We start from the raw sequence: 17,464 nt of genomic DNA on the forward strand, positions 1-17,464 counted from the left end.
GCCATGTGGATGACCAAAGTCAGTATTCAAAACCCCGTCTTCGCCACCATGGTCATGGTGGCGCTGGTGGTGCTGGGCATCTTCTCCTACCGGGGCCTGGGCGTGGAAAGCATGCCCAGCGTGCAGTTCCCGTTCGCCGCCATTGAAGTGAACTACCCGGGCGCCTCGCCCGAAGCGGTGGAAAACGACATCACGCGCCCTATCGAGGACGCCGTCAACACCGTCAGCGGCATCAAGACCATTCGCGCCAACTCGTGGGAAGGACGCGCCGGCGTCTACCTGGAATTCGAGCTGTCGACCAACATGGACAAGGCCATGCAGGACTTGCGCGACAAGGTGGCCCTGGTGCGACCGCGCTTCCCGAAGGAAGCCAAGGACCCGTTCATCGCGCGCGCCGAAGGCGACAACGAGCGCCCCATCGCCACCATCGTGCTGACCTCGACCGGGCATGACCTGCGCTCGCTGTCGACCATGACGGAGCAGATCATCAGCAAGCGCTTCCAGGGCGTGGCCGGCGTGGGGCAGGTCAAGCTGCGCGGCCTGCGCGCGCGCCAGATCCTCATCAGCATGAAGCCCATCGAACTCAATGCCCAGGGCATCGGCGTCGATGAAGTCATCCGCGCCATCCAGGCGACGAATACCAACCTGCCGGCCGGCTCCATCAGCCATGGCGCGGCCGAACAGCTTGTGCGCGTGGAAGGCAAGATCAAGGATGCGCGCGAATTCGGCAAGATCATCGTCGCGCGCCGCGCCGTCGGCCCCGTCTACCTCGACCAGGTGGCCACCGTCGTCGACGGCGAGCAGGAAGAGCTGTCAATCTCGCGCATGAACGGCCAGCAAGCCGTGACCATGGAAATCACCAAGGTGCAGGACGCCAACGTGGTCGAAGTGGGCACAGGCATTCTGAAAGTGGCGGCCGACCTGCAAAAGACCCTGCCGCCCGATATCAAGCTGCGCGTGCTGGACGACGAATCGGAGCGCGTGCAAAGCCAGCTCAATAACGTCAAGCGCACCATCATCGAAGGCGCCGTGCTGACCATGGTGATCGTCTTCCTGTTCCTGCACTCGTGGCGCTCGACCATCATCACGGGCCTGACCCTGCCGATCTCCGTGCTGGCCAGCTTCATCGCCATGAAGGCGTTTGGTTTCACGCTGAATTTCCTGACCCTGATGGCGCTGTCCTTGTGCATCGGCCTCTTGATCGATGACGCCATCGTGGTGCGCGAAAACATCGTGCGTCACCTGGGCATGGGGAAAAATCACTACAAGGCGGCCAACGACGGCACCAATGAAATCGGCCTGGCCGTGATGGCTACCACGTTCGCCATCGTCGCCGTGTTCGTGCCCGTCGCCTTCATGGACGGCATCATCGGCCGCTTCTTCCTGCAGTTCGGCATCACCGTCGCCGTCGCCGTTCTCGTCTCCCTGTTCGTTAGCTTCACGCTCGACCCCATGCTGTCGTCCGTCTGGCGCGATCCCGTCAAGGACCGCTTCAAGTATGCGCCGTGGCTGGGCCGCTTCATGGCCTGGTTAGAGACGGGCATCGACCGCCTGCACGTCTGGTACGGCAAGGTGTTGAAAGTGGCCCTGCGCTGGCGCAAGACGACGCTGGCCACCGCCGTGGCCCTGTTCGTGGGCAGCCTGATGCTCGTGCCGATGATCGGCGGCGAGATGTTCCCGGAAACGGATCAGGGCTGGGTCAATCTGCGCTTCAAGACGCCCGTCGGCTCCAGCCTTGAATATACGGATTCCAAAGTGCGCCAGGTGGAAGCAGCCTTGAAGGAATTCCCCGAAATCGACAGCCTGGTGGCCAATATCGGCACGCCCGATGGACGCAACGCAGCCGAAGTGAACCTGAAGCTGACAGATATCAAGACGCACAAGCGCCGCTCGCAGCAGGAACTGGAAAAGCTGATCCGCGAACGCCTGGCGCCGATTGCCGGCATCACCCTGTCGGTCGGCAACCGCCCCATTTTCATCGCCATCCTGGGCACCGACGAAGGCAAGCTCGATGCAGTGGCGCACCGCCTGATGGACAAGATGCGCACCATCAAGGGCCTGGCCGACATGGAATACAGCCAGGAAGGCGCCAACCCGTCGACCACGGTGAAGATCAACAACGAACTGGCCAGCGACCTGGGCTTGTCGGTGCAGCAGATCGGCAATGCCCTGCGTCCGTTCGTGGCGGGCGACACGGTCAGCCACTGGCTGGCGTCCGACGGGCAAAACTACGACGTCAACGTGCAGCTGCCAAAGTCGGGCCGGCAAAAGGTGGCCGACCTGGCCGACCTGTCGCTGGCGTCGAGCAAGCTTGACGCGAACGGCAAGCCCGTCATGATTCCGCTGCGCCAGGTGGTCGATTTCGTGCCGTCGTCCAGCCCGCAGGTGCTGAAACGCCAGGCCTTGCAGCGCAGGGTGGCCATCTATGCGGGCGTGCAGGGCCGCCCTGCCGGAGACGTCGACGCCGACGTGCAGAAAGCCATCAAGTCCATCGACCTGCCGCCGGGCGTGCGCTTCGATGTGGCCGGCAATGCGCAGCAGATGGCTGAAACAATGGGCGGCGCGATGATGGCGCTGGGTATCGCCGTGATCTTTATCTACCTGGTGCTGGCCTCGCAATTCGGCAGCTTTTTGCAGCCGATCGCCATCATGGTGTCCCTTCCGCTGTCCCTGATCGGCGTGCTGCTGGCCCTTCTCATTACGGGCAGCACCCTGAACATCTTCTCCGTGATCGGCTTCATCATGCTGATGGGCCTGGTCACCAAGAACGCGATTCTGCTGGTGGACTTCACCAACCAGCGCCAGCGCGAAGGCCTGGGACAGTTCGAAGCGCTGATGGAAGCGGGGCAAGTGCGTTTGCGCCCCATCCTGATGACGACACTGGCGATGGTCTTCGGCATGCTGCCGATGGCCATCGGCATGGGCGACGGCGGTGAATCGCAGGCGCCGATGGGCCGCGCCGTCATTGGCGGCGTCATCACCTCGACTCTGTTGACCCTGGTGGTGGTGCCCGTCGCCTACACCTACCTCGACAGCCTGGGCAAGCGCGCCGCGCGCTTTTTCGGCGGCAGCGGCGGCGGCGAGCATGCCCACGCGGATGCCACCGACGACGGCAAAGCACACGCCCACTGATTGACCGGTCGCCTTCACCGTCCCCGCATTGGCGGGGACGACGCGGCGGCTTCCTGAAGAGAGCTTCAGTTGACCAAAGCGGCACCACTGGCTAGACTGTCCCCCGTTATCAATGATATGGAGTGACTCGTGGGTGCTTGTTCCAGTGACAGTAGTCGATTGACCATCGGCGATCGGCCTTAGGCAAGACGCGCGCATTCCGCCCGCCTTGCCCATGGCAAGGTGCGGTTTTACCAGCGGCGATGTACATTCGCCGCCACTTCCCTCCTCATCGTTCCACCGTTATCGTCTGCTGCCCCCTTTCGGGGCGAATTGTCTTCGCCCTTGCACTCGCCTGTTCCTCCCCAGCCGGGAGAAACTGATGGTGGTATTTGACTTTGCGCTGCGCGTTGCCGCAGCATTGACACTGGGGGCCATGATCGGCGCCGAACGCCAGCTGCGCCAGCGCATGGCGGGCCTGCGCACGAACGCGCTGGTGTCCGTCGGCGCCTCGCTGTTCGTGATGGTCTCCGTGCTCGAAGGCGATCCCGACGGCCATCTGCGCATCGCCGCGCAGGTAGTGTCGGGCATAGGCTTTCTTGGCGCAGGCGTCATCATGCGCGAAGGCATGACGGTGCGCGGCCTGAACACGGCAGCCACCCTGTGGTGCTCGGCCGCCATCGGCGTGCTGTGCGGACTCGGTTTCGCGCTGGAAGCGGCCATCGGCACGGGCTTCGTGCTGGTCGCCAACCTGGTGCTGCGCCACCTGGCGCAACGCATCAACGCCCACGGCAGCGAAGCGGGCATCGAGACGGAAAGCATCTACCGCGTCACGGCCGTGTGCGAGGCGGAGCAGGAAGTGCAGGTGCGCAAGCTGATGCTGCGCTTAATCAGCGGCATGCCGGCGCTGATGCTGCAATCCTTGCACAGCGAAGACGCCGCGCAGGCGGGACGCATCGAAGTGCGCGCCGACCTGCTCACACCCTTGTCCAGCCTGGGATTGCTGGAGCAGATCGTCAGCCAGGTCAGCCTGGAAGGCAGCGTCTCGGCCGTGCGCTGGGCGCTGGTCAACAATGCGGAATTTGTCGCCGAGCGGGGAGTGTGATGATGAAAAAATTCTTCCATTGGTTTGCCCGGCGCGGTCCTGTCGTGGCAACCTACCGCCTGACCGTCACCTGCCCTGCGGCGCAAGCCGACCACGTGGTGCGCCTGCTGCTGGCAGAACTCAAGGGAGCGGGCCTGGCGCCGTCGCAGATGCTGCGCAGCTGGGACGAAGCCCGCCAGGTGGTGCGCCTGATCGCCACGGTGCTGTGCCAGGCCGTGCAGCGCGCCGTGCTGGTGCGCTTCGTCAACCGCGCGGGCGCCTGGCCGCAAGTGCGGCAGGTGCGCTGGGAAGGCGTGGCGCCGTCAGCTTGAAGCGGGCAGGCGCATGATGAACAGCGCGCCGCCCTCCGGGCGGTTCTGCGCCTCGATACTGCCGCCGTATGCGTGCACGATAGCTTGCGACAGGGCCAGGCCCAGGCCGAAGCCGGGCGCCTCGCCCGCGCGCGCCTGGGCGCCCCGGTAAAAACGTTCAAACAGATGCGGCAAGTCTTCCACGCCTATGCCCGGTCCCGCATCAGCCACGCCCACCAGCGCATGCTCGCCATCGCGCGACACCTGTACGCTGATAACGCTGTCGGGCGGCGAAAACTTCACGGCGTTATCCAGCAGATTGGCCAGCACCAGGTCCACCGGGCCGGCAGCCACCCGCGCGTGCACGGCCACGCCTTCATCGAAGACAATGCGGATGCCGCGCTGCGCTGCCGCCTTTTCAAGGCGCTGCGCGGCCGCGCGCACGAGCGGATTGAGTGCGATGGTTTCCACGGCATTGCGCTCCTGGCCCGCATCGAGGCGCGTGAGCATCAGCAATTCTTCCACCAGCGTCGTCAGGCGCTGCACTTCATCAAGGCAGGACGCCAGCGCATCGACATACTCGGGCGCCTCGCGCGGGCGGCGCAGGGTGATTTCGATTTCCGTGCGCAGGCGCGACAGGGGCGAGCGCAGTTCGTGCGAGGCGTCGGCCGTAAAGCGGCGCTGCGCATCGTAGCCGTGCTCCAGGCGGTCCAGCATGGCGTTCAAGGTATCGACCAGGCGGCCGATCTCGTCTTGCGTGCCGGAATGCGGCAGCCGCTGGTGCAGGCTGGCCTCGCCGATCGAATGCGCCTGCCGCACCACGTCGTCGATGGCGCCCAGCACGCGGCGCGTCAGCATTTCGCCTGCCAGGCCCACGGCCGCCAGCAAGGCCAGCGCCATGGCGCCAAACAGCACGGTGGCCGCGGCCAGCACGTGGTTGACGTCGTCGAGCGAACCTGCGACCTGCACCGCCAGGCGCGAACCGGGTGTGAGTACGGGGATGGAAACCATGCGCAGCGGCTCCTCGCCAAACTTGGGCAAGGTTTCAAAGACGGTGTCGCCAGCCGCAAGGCGCGCCAGCAGGGCCGGTGGCGCCGGCAGCTGCGCCGCCTCCAGATTGCGGCTGCGCGCCAGCACGCGGCCTTCGCCATCGATGATCTGCACCAGGCGGTCTAGCCGCATCAACGACGGCGGCGCCAGGCCCGACGCCACCTCGTGCACCTGCACGGGCTGGCGCGGCGCGGCCGGCAGCATGGCCATTTCCGTTTCGGCCAGCGCCAGCAGGGCCGCATCCAGCTGGCCATGCACGGCGCGCGACAGCCCCCAGTAGCCGGCCAGCGCGGTACAGGCAACGATGGCGACGATGACGGCCAGGTGCACCCGCAGCAGGCGCTTGCGAAAGCTAGCCACCGCTGTTTTCCGCCAGGCGGAAACCACGTCCGCGCACCGTATGGATCAATGGCGGCAGGCCAGGCGCATCCACTTTTCCCCGCAAGTTGCGCACGTGGACATCGATCAGGTTGTCGATGCCGATCAGGTCCGCCTGCCATATCTGCTCGGCCAGGCGCGCGCGGCTGACCACCTCGCCCGCCTGGCGCAGCAGGATCAATAGAATCGCATATTCCTTGGGGGTCAGCACCAGCGGCGCGCCGGCGCGCATCACCTGGTGGCTGACAGGATCGAGCGTCAGGTCGGCCAGCGCCAGCACCAGCGGGCGGCTGATGTCGGAGCGGCGCAGCAGCGCGCGGATGCGCGCCAGCAGTTCCTCGAATTCGAACGGTTTGGTGAGGTAATCGTCGGCGCCCGTGTTCAGGCCCGCCACCCGGTCAGCCGTGGCGTCGCGCGCCGTGAGCATCAGCACGGGCGTCTGGATGGCGCGTGCGCGCAAGTCGCGGCAAAAATCGATGCCCTGCTTGCCTGGCAACATCCAGTCCAGCACGATCAGGTCGTAATCGACGGCGTAGCTTTCATCCTCGCCTTCCTCGGCGCTGTGCGCCACGTCGACCACAAAGCCTTCTTCCTGCAAGCCACGCGCCAGCAGGCGCGCCGCCTTGCGGTCGTCTTCCACCAGAAGAATTCTCATGCCCGCCTTTCCCATTGCACCGTGTTTTCCATGCTGGCATTTTACCGCGCCGTACCGTACGCGCACCGAACCTGAAGAATGATTCAGGCGAACTTGGGCGCTTCTTCAGGACGGCATTGCTATGCTTTCCCGGCGCTGTAGTGACCCCGTTCTTGTGACGCTAGCTGCGCCCCCCTCTGACCGCCCCCTGGGCACGGCATCCACGCATGCCCCTCACCATCAATAACAAGGAAACACGGGATGAACACGACCACCCGCAACGCCCTGGGCGCCAGCTGCGCGCTCGCTCTCGCCTGCTCGGCCCTGGCCGGCTGCGCCAAACCGACGCCAGCGGCCATACCGCAGACCCAAGCGACGCATCTGGACGATGGCAGTATCGCCGTCGACAAGATGTCGCCGCTGCGCCAGCGCCTGCAGATCGCGCCCGTACTGGAACAGGACATCGCCACGCAGACGGATGCGCCGGGCAGCATCGAAGCCATGCCGGAAAAAATGGTGAAAATCACGCCGCCATTGGCCGGCCGCATCACGCGGCTGCAACGCGCCCTGGGCGACAGCGTCAAGGCGGGCGACCCGCTGTTCACCCTGGACTCGGCGGAACTGAGCGCCGCCTACGCGGACGACAGCAAGGCGAAGTCCGCCCTGCTGCAGGCGCGCCAGGAACTGCAGCGCCAGAAGACCCTGTTCGAGGCGGAGATCACTGCACGCAAGGAGTACGAATCGGCCCAGGCGACCTACGACCAGGCCGCCAGCGACGCACAGGCCAGCGCCGACAAGCTGGCCCAGTACGGTGCCGGCGCACGCGGTTCGCGCCGCGACTACGTCCTGCGTTCGCCCATTGCCGGCAGCGTGATCGCCATGGACGGTGCCCAGGGCGGCTACTGGAACGATATCAACGCCCCCGTCATGACGGTGGCCGACCTGTCCACCGTGTGGCTGTCGGCCAACGTGGCTGAAAGGGACCTGGCGCAGGTGGCCGTGGGCCAGACAGCCCGCATCACCGTCGATGCCTGGCCCGGCAAGGCTTTCGAAGGCAAGGTCGCGTATGTGGGCGCCGTGCTCGATCCCGAGACGCGCACGGTGAAAGTGCGCGTAGCCATCGATAACCGTGCCGCCACCTTCAAGCCGGGCATGTTCGCCCACGCGCTGTTTTCCGGCGCCAGCCGCCGCGCCATCCTGGTGCCAGCGTCCGCCGTGCTGCAAAGCGGGCCGTCGACGCGCGTGATGGTCGAACGCGGCCCGCTGCGCTTCTCGCCTCGCACGGTAGAAGTGGGCGCCAGCCATGGCGGGCAGGTGGAAATCCTCGCTGGCCTGAAGGCGGGCGAGCGCATCGTCGTCAAGGAAGGAGTGCTGCTCAATGATTGACCGTTTCATCGCCACCTGCTGCCAGCGGCGCGGCATCGTCTGGCTGGTACTGCTGTTCGTCGCCGCCTACGGCGTCTACTGCTGGAAGCAGCTGCCCATCGAAGCCTATCCCGACATCGCCGACGTCACCTCGCAAATCGTCACGCAGGTGCCGGGCCTGGGCGCCGAGGAAATCGAGCAACAGATCACGATACCGCTGGAGCGCGCCCTGATGGGCACACCGGGCATGCATGTGCTGCGCACGCGCAGCCTGTTCGCGCTGTCGCTGATCACGGTAGTGTTCGAGGATGGCAGCGATGGCTACTTCACGCGCGAACGGCTGCAGGAACGGCTCGCCAGCGTGAACCTGCCGTACGATGCCAAGCCAGGGCTCGATCCCTACACTTCACCCACGGGCGAGATCTACCGCTACACCCTGGAATCGAAAACGCGGTCCTTGCGCGAACTGTCCGAGCTGCAGTTCTGGAGCGTAATCCCGCGCCTGCAGCAGGTACGCGGCGTGGCGGACGTCAGCAATTTCGGTGGCCTGACGACACAGTTCATGCTGGAACTCGATCCTGCAAAACTGGACAGCTACGGCTTCTCGCTGGCGCAGGTCAAGGACGCCATCAACGCCAACAACATCAGCGGCGGCGGCAGCGTCATCGACCGCGGCCAGCAATCGTACGTCGTGCGCGGCGTGGGCTTGCTGCACTCGCTCGACGACATGGGCAATGTCGTCGTCAGCAGCAAGAACGGCGTACCCGTGCTGGTGAAAGACCTGGGCAAGCTCGCCTACGGCAACGTGGAGCGACGCGGCATCCTTGGCAAGGATGACAATCCCGACACCATCGAAGGCATCACCCTGCTGCTGAAGGACTTCAATCCGTCCGAGGCGCTGGCAGGCATCCATGCGGCGGTGGACGATTTGAATGACAATCTGCTGCCGAAGGACGTCAAGGTCGTGCCCTACCTGGACCGCAGCTCGCTGATCGACGCCACCCTGCACACGGTCAGCTATACCTTGGGCGAAGGCATGCTGCTGGTCGCGCTGGTGCTGCTGCTGTTCCTGGGCAGTCCGCGCGCGGCCGCCATCGTCGCGCTGACGATACCGCTGGCACTGCTGATCGCCTTCATCTTCATGCACCATTTTAAAATTCCCGCCAATTTGCTATCCCTGGGGGCGATCGACTTCGGCATCCTCGTCGATGGTTCCGTGGTGGTACTGGAGAACATGCTGCGCCGCCGCGAGCGCGAGCAGGATCGGCCCCTCACCCTGCAGGACGCCATCGAGGCGACCCTGCAGGTGGCGCGCCCCATCATGTTCGGCATGGCCGTCATCATCGCCGCCTACTTGCCCCTGTTCGCCTTCCAGCGCATCGAATACAAGCTGTTCTCGCCGATGGCGTATGCGGTGGGCGCGGCGCTGGTGGGCGCGCTGGTGGTGGCGCTGGTGCTGATTCCGGGCCTGGCCTGGCTGGCCCTGCGCAAGCCGCGCCGCACCTTCCATCACCGCGTGCTGGAACAGCTGGCGGCCGCCTATGGCCGCTTCCTCGAGCGCATGGTGGGCAAGAAGCGCTGGGTGGCGATGGTGTGCGCCGCCTCGCTGGCGGGCCTGGCCGTCCTGGGCGGGGGCATAGGGCGCGACTTCCTGCCCTATCTCGATGAGGGTTCCCTATGGCTGCAGGTACAGATGCCGCCCGGGATCACCCTGGACAAGGCATCCGAGATGGCCAGTGAACTGCGCCGCGCCGCGCTGGAGTTCCCTGAAGTGTCGACCATCGTCACGCAGACGGGGCGCAACGACGACGGCACCGATTACTGGACGCCGTCGCACATCGAGGCCAGCGTGGGCCTGCATCCGTACAAGAGCTGGAAATCGGGCCTGAGCAAGCAGCAGCTGATCGCAAAAATGAACGAGCGCTTCACCCGCATGCCAGGCGTCACGGTGGCCTTCATGCAGCCGATGATCGATGGCGTGCAGGATAAATTATCGGGCGCGCACAGCGACCTGACGGTGAAAATCTTCGGCAATGACCTCGATGAAGTCCGCGCCATCGCCAGCAAGGTGGCCAATGTCCTGAAGACTGTCCATGGCGCCTCCGACGTGGCTGTGGACGTGGAGCCGCCGCTGCCGAACCTGAAAGTGGAACTGGACAGGGCAAAGGCGGCCCGCTACGGCATCAACGCGGCCGACGTGGCCGACCTGATTTCCACAGGCATCGGCGGCGCGCCCATCGGCCAGGTCTACGTGGGCGAGAAAAGCTATGACATCGCCGTACGCTTCCCGCCCGCCGCGCGCTCCGACCCGGACGCCGTCGCCAAACTGATGCTCACCGCCGCCAATGGCGCCAGGATTCCGCTGGCGCAGGTGGCAAGCATCAGCACCACCTCGGGCGAAAGCGTCATCGTGCGCGAAATGGGACGGCGCCACATCATCGTGCGCCTGAATGCCCGTGGACGCGACCTGGCCGGCTTCCTGGCCGAAGCGCGTCCCCTGGTGGCGCAAGCCGTGGCCAACGAGCACCAGCGCATCAGCGTCGAATGGGGCGGCCAGTTCGAAAACCTGCAGCGCGCGCAAAGCCGATTGGCCCTGATCTTGCCGATGACCCTGGGCGCCATGTTCTTGCTGCTGTTTGGCCAGTTCCGCAACCTGCGCCAGCCCGCGCTGGTCTTGCTGGCCGTGCCGCTGGCCATGCTGGGCGGCCTTGCCGCGCTGCACCTGCGCGGCATGACCTTGAATGTGTCGAGCGCGGTGGGCTTCATCGCCCTGTTCGGCGTGGCGGTATTGAATGCCGTCCTGATGCTGGCGCAGATCAACCGATTGCGCACCGACGAAGGCCGCAGCCTGCGCGAGGCCGTGCTGGAAGGCGCGCGCGACCGCATGCGCCCTGTGTTGATGACGGCTACCGTGGCCGCCCTGGGCCTGACGCCCGCCATGCTGGCGACGGGCCTGGGCAGCGACGTGCAGCGCCCGCTGGCCACCGTGGTGGTGGGCGGGCTGGTGACGGCGACGGCACTGACCCTGCTGCTGTTGCCGTCCCTGTATTACCTGATCGAGGCGCACCTGCAAAAACGCCTGACAGACAAAGGAGTGAACCATGACACGTTTTAATGTACTGCTGGCGGCCTGGCTGATCGCGCCCGGCGCCATTGCCGCCCCCTTGAGCTTCGAGACCTATCTGGCCGCAGTGGAAAGCCACAGCCTGGAACTGCAGGCGCAGCAGACCAGCATCACCTCGGCCAAGGCGGGCATCGGCATCGCCGGCCTGCGTCCCGATCCCGAATTCACCCTGGGCGCCACGCGCGAAACCGTGCGCAGCGTCGAGCACCGCCCCATCACATGGAACCCAGCCATCAGCATGGCCATCGAGACGGGCGGCAAGCGCGCTGCGCGGTTGAAAGCGGCGCACAGCAATGTCGCGCTGGCCGAGGAGACGGTGGCTGGCTTCAGGAGCGAACTGTATGGCACCGCCGCCGCCGCGTTCACGGAAGCGTGCCGCACGCGCGAAGTCGCCGCGCGCAAGCGACAGACCATGGCGGCCCTGTCGACGGTGGTGGAAGCGAACGCCGTGCGGCGCAAGGCAGGCGACGTGGGCGGCATCGAGCTGCTGCAGTCGCGCGTGGAGCGCGACCAGTTCCAGGCCGAGCTGGCACAGGCGCGCAGCGAGGCGGACAGTGCCATGTTGGCCCTGTCGCCGCCGCTGGGGCGCCAGTTCGATGCGCTGTTTCCGGACGCGCAGCTGGCATGCGACTTCGCCGCGTATGAGAACAAGGATGCCAGCGTACTGGTGGCGCAGGCGCTCGACGCGCGCAGCGACGTGCGCATTGCCCGCGCCACCTTGGACAATCTGCGCGACGGCGCGGCGCTGGTGCGCGCCAACCGGTCCGTCGATCCCACCGTCACGCTGGGCCTTGCCGCCGCGCGCGGCTACCATGACGGCATCGATGGCAGCGGCAATCCCGTCGATGGGTCACCCCGCTCACGCGCATTGAGCCTGTCGCTGGCCATCCCCATTCCCCTGTCGCGGCGCGACAAGGGCGACGTGGTGCAGGCGGAGGCGGGCGTCACGCAAGCGATGCTGGCCTTGCGCCAGGCGGAACTGCAAGCGGAGACGCAAGTGCGCACGGCGCAGCGCCAGCTGCGTGCGGCGCAGGACAGGCTGGCGCGCTACCGTGACGGCGTACTGGTCGATGCGCAAAAGGTGGTGGACGGCATGCGCCTGTCCTACGTCAAAGGCAATGCGTCGCTGCTGGAATGGCTGGCGGCACAGCGTTCAGCCGATGACGCTTATCAGGGCTATGTAGAGGCGCGCGCCGATGCCGCCATCGCCAGCACGCAGCTGCAACTGGCGATCGGCCAGCGGCCGAGCTTATAGCGGGTAGAAGGTAGGACGAGGAGATGCCGGCGCGGCGATGCCGCACCGGTCATCAGGAACGGGGAATTACTGCGGCTGAGCTGGCGCGTCGTTAGCGTCATCGGCGTCGTCCGCTTCCGGCTCATCGCCCTCGCTGCCATCGGCCGGCTTGGGATTGTTCTTCGCTTCCAGCTTGCGCCTGGCTTTTTCCTCGGCTTTCTTCTTCTTTTCCAGCTCTTTTTGCCGTTTTTCGTATTGGAAATTTGTCTTGGCCATTTACTACCTCTTTAGTTTTTAGATGTTACAGATAAGCACATAAGGCACATTATGACGTAATTGGACCAAACACCAAATGTTTAGCCTCGCGGATGATGCTGCGCATGCAGCAGTTTCAGCCGTTCGCGGGCCACATGTGTGTAAATCTGCGTGGTGGAAATATCGGAGTGCCCCAGTAACAATTGCACAACACGCAAGTCCGCTCCATGGTTCAGCAAATGGGTGGCGAACGCGTGGCGCAGGGTGTGCGGCGACAGCGGTGCCGTGATGCCGGCGTTCAGCGCGTGTTTCTTGATGATGACCCAGAACATTTGCCGCGTCATGGCGCCCCCGCGCCGCGTGACGAACAGCGCATCGTCCATCTGGCCATCGAGGATGACGCCGCGCGCCTCCTTCAGGTAGCGCTCGATCCACAGCCGCGCCTGCTCACCGAAGGGCACCAGGCGCGTCTTGCTGCCCTTGCCCGTGATGCGCAGCACGCCATCATTCAGGCTCAGCTCCACGGATTTCAAGTCCACCAGTTCCGACACGCGCAAGCCGCTCGCGTACATGAGCTCCAACATCGTGCGCTCGCGCAGGCCCAGCGGCGTGCTCACGTCCGGCGCCGCCAGCAGCGCTTCCACCTGCGCTTCGCTCAAGGTATGCACGAAGCGCGCGGGCTGCTTGGCCGAAACCATCTTCAGGCACGGGTCGGCAGCGATATGCTTTTGCCGCAAGGCCAGCTGGTAGAAGCGCTTGAGCACGGACAGGCGCCGGTTCGACGACGTGGCCTTGCTCTCCTCGTGGCGGGCGGCGAAATACGCTTCGATATCGGCCGTGGACACCTCATACAGGCCCTCGCGTCCGGGGCGCGCCACTTCCAGCCAGCGCGAAAACAGACGCATGTCGCGCCGGTAGGCATCCAGCGAGTTTTTCGACAGGCCGTCTTCCAGCCAGAGGCTGTCGCAGAATTCATCGATCAGGGTGGCGTTGTCCGGCGCCAGCAAGCTGTTCATCATGCGTAACCCTCGACGCCTTCATGTGCCAGCAGCCAGCGCTTTACGCCCAGATGAAAACCGCTGGCATCGTCATGGTGGGCAAAGCCGCCCAGGCCGCCAGCGGCCGTGATCCGGTGACACGGAATCACCACGGGATACCAGTTGGCGCCGCATGCCTGGCCCACGGCCCGCGGCGCGGAGCCGATCAGGCGCGCCACGTCGCCATACGTGCGCACCTGGCCGCGCGGGATGCCGGCGATCGCCGCCCATACGCCTTGCTGGTAGGCGCTGCCCAGCGCGGCCAGCGGCAAGTCAAAGACATGATCGGGATCGCGGAAGTAACGCGCCAGTTGCTGGCACGCCCGCTCGGAGACGGCATCCTGCGGCGCCTTCTCGTCGAAGTGCGGCGGCAGGTAGACCAGTTCGCGCAACTGGCCGTCCTGCGCACGCACACCCATGGCGCCAAACGGGGCTGCCACGATGGCACTGAACAGCTCACTGCCCTGTTGTTTTTTCATCTGCTGATCATTATTCAAGTGTGGCATATATACAACCCGCCGGCGCTGGGTACAGCGCCACGGGAATTATGCACCGACTTTGGGCGTGCCGGCGGACGTTTCCCGCGCACGAAAAAAAAGCGCACCAGTCGGTGCGCTTCAAATATTGCTTCACGTTCCCGGTCGTTTGGGTCCGCCGGTGCCGGCTTGTTGCGGCAGACAGCGATGACTCAACAACTTCTGTGAAACGTGTGTCTCCTCAATATATCCCCGGTATCAATACCGTTTTTATAGACCACTCCCCCACCAACCTTGTTGCCAATTCTGTATTTCAGCCTTGCTACCAGGGCGTATATGCATATACGTGTTTCCCCTTAAGGCTGCCCATCATAGCGCATTTATTCGGCAGGATCGACTTTTTTTGCACCATGACGGGGACAACTGTTTTAGTTGTAAATTAAATTTGGCAGCCACAGCGAGATTTGTGGTACGTAGGTAATCAAGCCCAGGAAGGCGAGCATCGTCAGCAACCATGGCATCACGGCCACGGTCAGCTCCGAAATGCCCATCTTGGTGATGCCGGACGCCACGTACAGGTTCAGTCCCACGGGCGGATGGCACATGCCCACCTCCATATTGACCACGATCAAGATGCCGAAGTGCACAGGGTCGATGCCCAGCTTCATGGCGACCGGGAACAGAATCGGCGCCATGATCAGCACGATCGACGATGGTTCCATGACGTTACCAGCCAACAACAGCAGCACGTTGACTACCAGCAGGAAGCTGATCACGCCCAGGCCTTTGCCCGTGATCCACTCGGCCATCGCTTGCGGGATGTTTTCGCTGGTCATCAGGAACGAGAACAGCACGGCATTGGTGATGATGTACAACAACATCGCCGACATGGCGGCCGAGTCGAGCAAGACCTTGCCCACTTGCTTGATCTTCAAGTCCTTGTAGACGAAGACGGCAATGATGAAAGCGTACACGGCAGCCATGGCGGCCGCTTCCGTGGGCGTAAACGCGCCCGAGTAGATGCCGCCCATGACGATGACGATCAGGAGCAGGCCCCAGGCGCTCTTCTTGAAGGTCACGAAGCGTTCCGTCCAGCTGGCTTTTTTCATGCGCGGATAGTTGTTCTTGCGCGCCAAAAACCAGGTGGTCAAGCCCAGCAGCATCGCCAGCATCATGCCGGGAATCACGCCCGCCATGAACAGCTTGCCCACGGAGGTGTTGGTGCTGACGGAATACATCACCATCACGATCGACGGAGGAATCAGGATGCCCAGCGCGCCCGAGGTGGTGATGACGCCGGCACCGAAGCCCCGTGGATAGCCCTGCTTGACCATGGCCGGCAGGATGATGGAACCAATCGCCACGACGGTGGCGGGGCTGGAGCCGGAGACGGCGGCAAACAGCGCGCACGCCATCACGCCAGCCAGCGCCAGGCCGCCATGCCAGTGGCCCACCATGGAGCTGGCGAAGTTGATCATGCGCCGCGCCACCCCGCCATGCGTGAGGAAATTACCCGCCAGGATGAAGAAGGGGATGGCCATGATCTCGAATTTCTCGATACCCGTGAAAATCTTCAGGGCCACCGATTCGATGGGCACGCTGGTCATGGTAAACAGGAACGTGAGCACCGTCAGGCCCAGCGAAATGGAAATCGGCATGCCGGTCAGCATCAGCGCCAGCAGCAACACAAAAATGATCAGCGCGTTCATGCCTTGGCTCCTTTTTCTTCAGCCGTCAATTCTTCTTCCAGGCCTTCGACATGCGAATGGTCGTGTTTGGGCAAGGCGCCCGTCTTGATGAAATGCACCATGACTTGCAGGAAACGGAAGCACATCAGGTAGGAACCGAGCGGCACGGCCAGGTAGACCAGCCACATCGGCACTTCCATGTCGGCCGAAGTCTGGTCCGTGTGGCCAATCGACCACACGAAGCTGGCGCCCAGGGTCCCGACGATGCCCGTAAACAGGGCGCCGGCGCCCAGGCCGAAGACGATGAAACGGTCGCGCCAGCGGGGGTTCATGCGGTTGATCAAGACGTCGACGCCCACGTGGATGCCCGTGCGCACGCCATACGCGGCGCCGAACTTGGCCATCCAGACGAACATGTAGATGCACAGTTCCTGGGCCCAGCTGGTATTGATTTGTATCAGGAAGTCCTGCACGACCGGTATCGGCAAGCCTGCCAGGTAGCGGTGCACGACCGCGACGAAAATGATGAAGGTGGCGGCGCCCATCAGGGACGCGATCAGCCACTCTTCCAGGTGATCCAGAAATTTCATAGTGGACTTTCAAAGAATGCGGGTACGCAGGCACCCGCGCAGGACGCGCAGGTGCCGGTGATACGGAACGACAGGGGATGCCCTGCCAGCCGCGCCAAGAGGCGCAGCAAACGCTTACTTCGCGCTTTCCTTGTTGATGGCCGAGATCAGATCCTTGCCAATGCGCCCTTCCATGGCCTTCTGCACGGGCGCCAGCGCCTTGCGCCATTCGGCCTGTTCCTGCACCGTCAGGGTATAGATCTGCGTCTTGCCCGCTTTCTTGATGGCGTCGAGGGCCTGGTCATTGTCGCGCTGGGCGATGGCTTTTTCAAACGTGGTCGCTTCGCGCATGGCTTTTTCCAGCTGGCCACGGATATCGGGCGGCAAGCCATCCCAGAATTTCTTGTTGACGATGACGGCATAGCCCAGGTAACCATGGTTCGATACGGTCACGTGCTTTTGCACTTCATGCATCTTTTGCGTGTACATATTCGATGGCGGATTTTCCGTGCCGTCGACCACGCCCGTCTGCAGCGCCTGATACACTTCCGAGAAGGCCAGCACTTGCGGATTGGCGCCCAGCGCGCGCATTTGCGCGTCGAGTACCTTGGACGACTGGATGCGCATTTTCAGGCCCTTGAAGTCGGCCGGGTTGTGCAGCGGCTTGTTGGCTGACATCACCTTGAAGCCATTGTCCCAGTAGGCCAGGCCCGTGATACCCTTGGGTTCCAGTTTTTTCAGCAGGCTCTTGCCGATTTCGCCTTCGGTGACGTTGTACAGCGCCGTCTTGGTGGGGAAAATGTAGGGCAGGTCGAACGCTTCGAATTCCTTCACGCCCAGCGGGCCGAACTTGGCCAGCGATGGCGCCAGCATTTGCACGGCGCCCAGCTGCAGCGCTTCGAGTTCTTCCTTGTCCTTGTACAGCTGGCTGTTCGGGTACAGTTCGACCTTGACCTTGCCATTCGTGGCTTTTTCAGCCAGTTGCTTGAAGCGCTCGGCGGCCTGGCCTTTTGGCGTATCGGTCGCCACGACGTGGCTGAACTTGATGACGATGGGGGCTTGCGCGTAGGCGTGTACGCCGGCAGTGGCGCCGATGGCTGCGCACAGCGCGACGAACAGGGTTTTCATTTGTGGCAGTTGCATTTTTG

At 64.0% G+C, this 17,464-nt stretch carries 14 protein-coding genes; 6 read left to right on the forward strand and 8 right to left on the reverse strand.

From position 1 onward, the window contains the following. Positions 1–3 precede the first annotated feature (3 nt). The 3 genes from ACQ4WZ_RS15635 (at position 4) to ACQ4WZ_RS15645 (ending at position 4,527) form a co-directional block, all read left to right on the forward strand. The gene (locus tag ACQ4WZ_RS15635) at positions 4–3,132 is read left to right on the forward strand and encodes an efflux RND transporter permease subunit (RefSeq protein ID WP_436573922.1); all 3,129 of its coding nucleotides are present in this window, start codon (positions 4–6) and stop codon (positions 3,130–3,132) included. Positions 3,133–3,496: 364 nt separating this feature from the next. Further along, positions 3,497–4,216, forward strand: a complete 720-nt coding sequence (locus ACQ4WZ_RS15640) for an MgtC/SapB family protein (protein ID WP_207781108.1) — start codon at positions 3,497–3,499, stop codon at positions 4,214–4,216. After that, positions 4,216–4,527, forward strand: a complete 312-nt coding sequence (locus ACQ4WZ_RS15645) for a hypothetical protein (protein WP_101482694.1) — start codon at positions 4,216–4,218, stop codon at positions 4,525–4,527. Before ACQ4WZ_RS15640 ends, ACQ4WZ_RS15645 begins: the two co-directional genes overlap by 1 nt. Here the strand turns inward: ACQ4WZ_RS15645 and ACQ4WZ_RS15650 are convergent. After that, positions 4,519–5,916, reverse strand: coding sequence for a sensor histidine kinase (locus ACQ4WZ_RS15650; RefSeq protein ID WP_436573923.1), 1,398 nt, complete (start codon positions 5,914–5,916; stop codon positions 4,519–4,521). The genes ACQ4WZ_RS15645 and ACQ4WZ_RS15650 overlap by 9 nt on opposite strands. Further along, positions 5,909–6,589 carry a response regulator transcription factor gene (locus ACQ4WZ_RS15655; protein ID WP_133989355.1) on the reverse strand — a complete coding sequence of 227 codons (681 nt, stop codon included), beginning with the start codon at positions 6,587–6,589 and terminating at the stop codon, positions 5,909–5,911. Before ACQ4WZ_RS15655 ends, ACQ4WZ_RS15650 begins: the two co-directional genes overlap by 8 nt. Positions 6,590–6,829: 240 nt before the next feature. On the opposite strand from ACQ4WZ_RS15655, the gene ACQ4WZ_RS15660 reads away from it, so the two are divergent. From ACQ4WZ_RS15660 to ACQ4WZ_RS15670, 3 genes are read left to right on the forward strand one after another with little or no spacing between them, the layout of a single operon-like run. Continuing rightward, on the forward strand, positions 6,830–7,954 hold the full coding sequence (locus ACQ4WZ_RS15660) for an efflux RND transporter periplasmic adaptor subunit (protein ID WP_133989353.1): 1,125 nt from the start codon (positions 6,830–6,832) through the stop codon (positions 7,952–7,954). Beyond that, positions 7,947–11,048, forward strand: coding sequence for an efflux RND transporter permease subunit (locus ACQ4WZ_RS15665; RefSeq protein ID WP_436573924.1), 3,102 nt, complete (start codon positions 7,947–7,949; stop codon positions 11,046–11,048). The genes ACQ4WZ_RS15660 and ACQ4WZ_RS15665 overlap by 8 nt, the downstream gene beginning before the upstream one ends. Continuing rightward, positions 11,035–12,312, forward strand: coding sequence for a TolC family protein (locus tag ACQ4WZ_RS15670; RefSeq protein ID WP_436573925.1), 1,278 nt, complete (start codon positions 11,035–11,037; stop codon positions 12,310–12,312). Before ACQ4WZ_RS15665 ends, ACQ4WZ_RS15670 begins: the two co-directional genes overlap by 14 nt. 66 nt (positions 12,313–12,378) lie before the next feature. Here the strand turns inward: ACQ4WZ_RS15670 and ACQ4WZ_RS15675 are convergent, their stop codons facing one another. The 6 genes from ACQ4WZ_RS15675 to ACQ4WZ_RS15700 form a co-directional block, all read right to left on the reverse strand. Then, entirely contained in the window at positions 12,379–12,567 is a 189-nt protein-coding gene (locus ACQ4WZ_RS15675; protein ID WP_436573926.1) for a hypothetical protein, read from the reverse strand. An 80-nt stretch (positions 12,568–12,647) separates the two neighbouring features. Beyond that, positions 12,648–13,565, reverse strand: a complete 918-nt coding sequence (gene xerD, locus ACQ4WZ_RS15680) for a site-specific tyrosine recombinase XerD (protein ID WP_180338532.1) — start codon at positions 13,563–13,565, stop codon at positions 12,648–12,650. Beyond that, on the reverse strand, positions 13,562–14,062 hold the full coding sequence (locus ACQ4WZ_RS15685) for a methylated-DNA--[protein]-cysteine S-methyltransferase (protein WP_133989347.1): 501 nt from the start codon (positions 14,060–14,062) through the stop codon (positions 13,562–13,564). Before ACQ4WZ_RS15685 ends, xerD begins: the two co-directional genes overlap by 4 nt. 425 nt (positions 14,063–14,487) lie before the next feature. Then, positions 14,488–15,768 (reverse strand): TRAP transporter large permease, encoded by a 1,281-nt coding sequence (locus ACQ4WZ_RS15690; RefSeq protein ID WP_101482701.1) that lies wholly within the window; start codon positions 15,766–15,768, stop codon positions 14,488–14,490. Next, entirely contained in the window at positions 15,765–16,337 is a 573-nt protein-coding gene (locus ACQ4WZ_RS15695) for a TRAP transporter small permease (RefSeq protein WP_071075592.1), read from the reverse strand. Before ACQ4WZ_RS15695 ends, ACQ4WZ_RS15690 begins: the two co-directional genes overlap by 4 nt. A gap of 114 nt (positions 16,338–16,451) precedes the next feature. Then, positions 16,452–17,444 carry a TRAP transporter substrate-binding protein gene (locus ACQ4WZ_RS15700; RefSeq protein WP_101484717.1) on the reverse strand — a complete coding sequence of 331 codons (993 nt, stop codon included), beginning with the start codon at positions 17,442–17,444 and terminating at the stop codon, positions 16,452–16,454. Between the last annotated feature and the right edge of the window lie 20 nt (positions 17,445–17,464).

Source organism: Janthinobacterium darwini, from assembly GCF_051380905.1.
In the GTDB taxonomy this organism is placed as follows: Bacteria; Pseudomonadota; Gammaproteobacteria; order Burkholderiales; family Burkholderiaceae_D; genus Janthinobacterium.

What these genes read in the sequence shown, in the direction of transcription:
- ACQ4WZ_RS15635 (WP_436573922.1), top strand. Translation starts at nt 4, where the DNA reads ATGTGGATGACCAAAGTCAGTATTCAAAACCCCGTCTTCGCCACCATG.
- ACQ4WZ_RS15645 (WP_101482694.1), top strand. Translation starts at nt 4,216, where the DNA reads ATGATGAAAAAATTCTTCCATTGGTTTGCCCGGCGCGGTCCTGTCGTG.
- ACQ4WZ_RS15655 (WP_133989355.1), bottom strand. Translation starts at nt 6,589, where the DNA reads ATGAGAATTCTTCTGGTGGAAGACGACCGCAAGGCGGCGCGCCTGCTG.
- ACQ4WZ_RS15660 (WP_133989353.1), top strand. Translation starts at nt 6,830, where the DNA reads ATGAACACGACCACCCGCAACGCCCTGGGCGCCAGCTGCGCGCTCGCT.
- ACQ4WZ_RS15665 (WP_436573924.1), top strand. Translation starts at nt 7,947, where the DNA reads ATGATTGACCGTTTCATCGCCACCTGCTGCCAGCGGCGCGGCATCGTC.
- ACQ4WZ_RS15670 (WP_436573925.1), top strand. Translation starts at nt 11,035, where the DNA reads ATGACACGTTTTAATGTACTGCTGGCGGCCTGGCTGATCGCGCCCGGC.
- ACQ4WZ_RS15675 (WP_436573926.1), bottom strand. Translation starts at nt 12,567, where the DNA reads ATGGCCAAGACAAATTTCCAATACGAAAAACGGCAAAAAGAGCTGGAA.
- xerD (WP_180338532.1), bottom strand. Translation starts at nt 13,565, where the DNA reads ATGATGAACAGCTTGCTGGCGCCGGACAACGCCACCCTGATCGATGAA.
- ACQ4WZ_RS15685 (WP_133989347.1), bottom strand. Translation starts at nt 14,062, where the DNA reads ATGAAAAAACAACAGGGCAGTGAGCTGTTCAGTGCCATCGTGGCAGCC.
- ACQ4WZ_RS15690 (WP_101482701.1), bottom strand. Translation starts at nt 15,768, where the DNA reads ATGAACGCGCTGATCATTTTTGTGTTGCTGCTGGCGCTGATGCTGACC.
- ACQ4WZ_RS15695 (WP_071075592.1), bottom strand. Translation starts at nt 16,337, where the DNA reads ATGAAATTTCTGGATCACCTGGAAGAGTGGCTGATCGCGTCCCTGATG.
- ACQ4WZ_RS15700 (WP_101484717.1), bottom strand. Translation starts at nt 17,444, where the DNA reads ATGAAAACCCTGTTCGTCGCGCTGTGCGCAGCCATCGGCGCCACTGCC.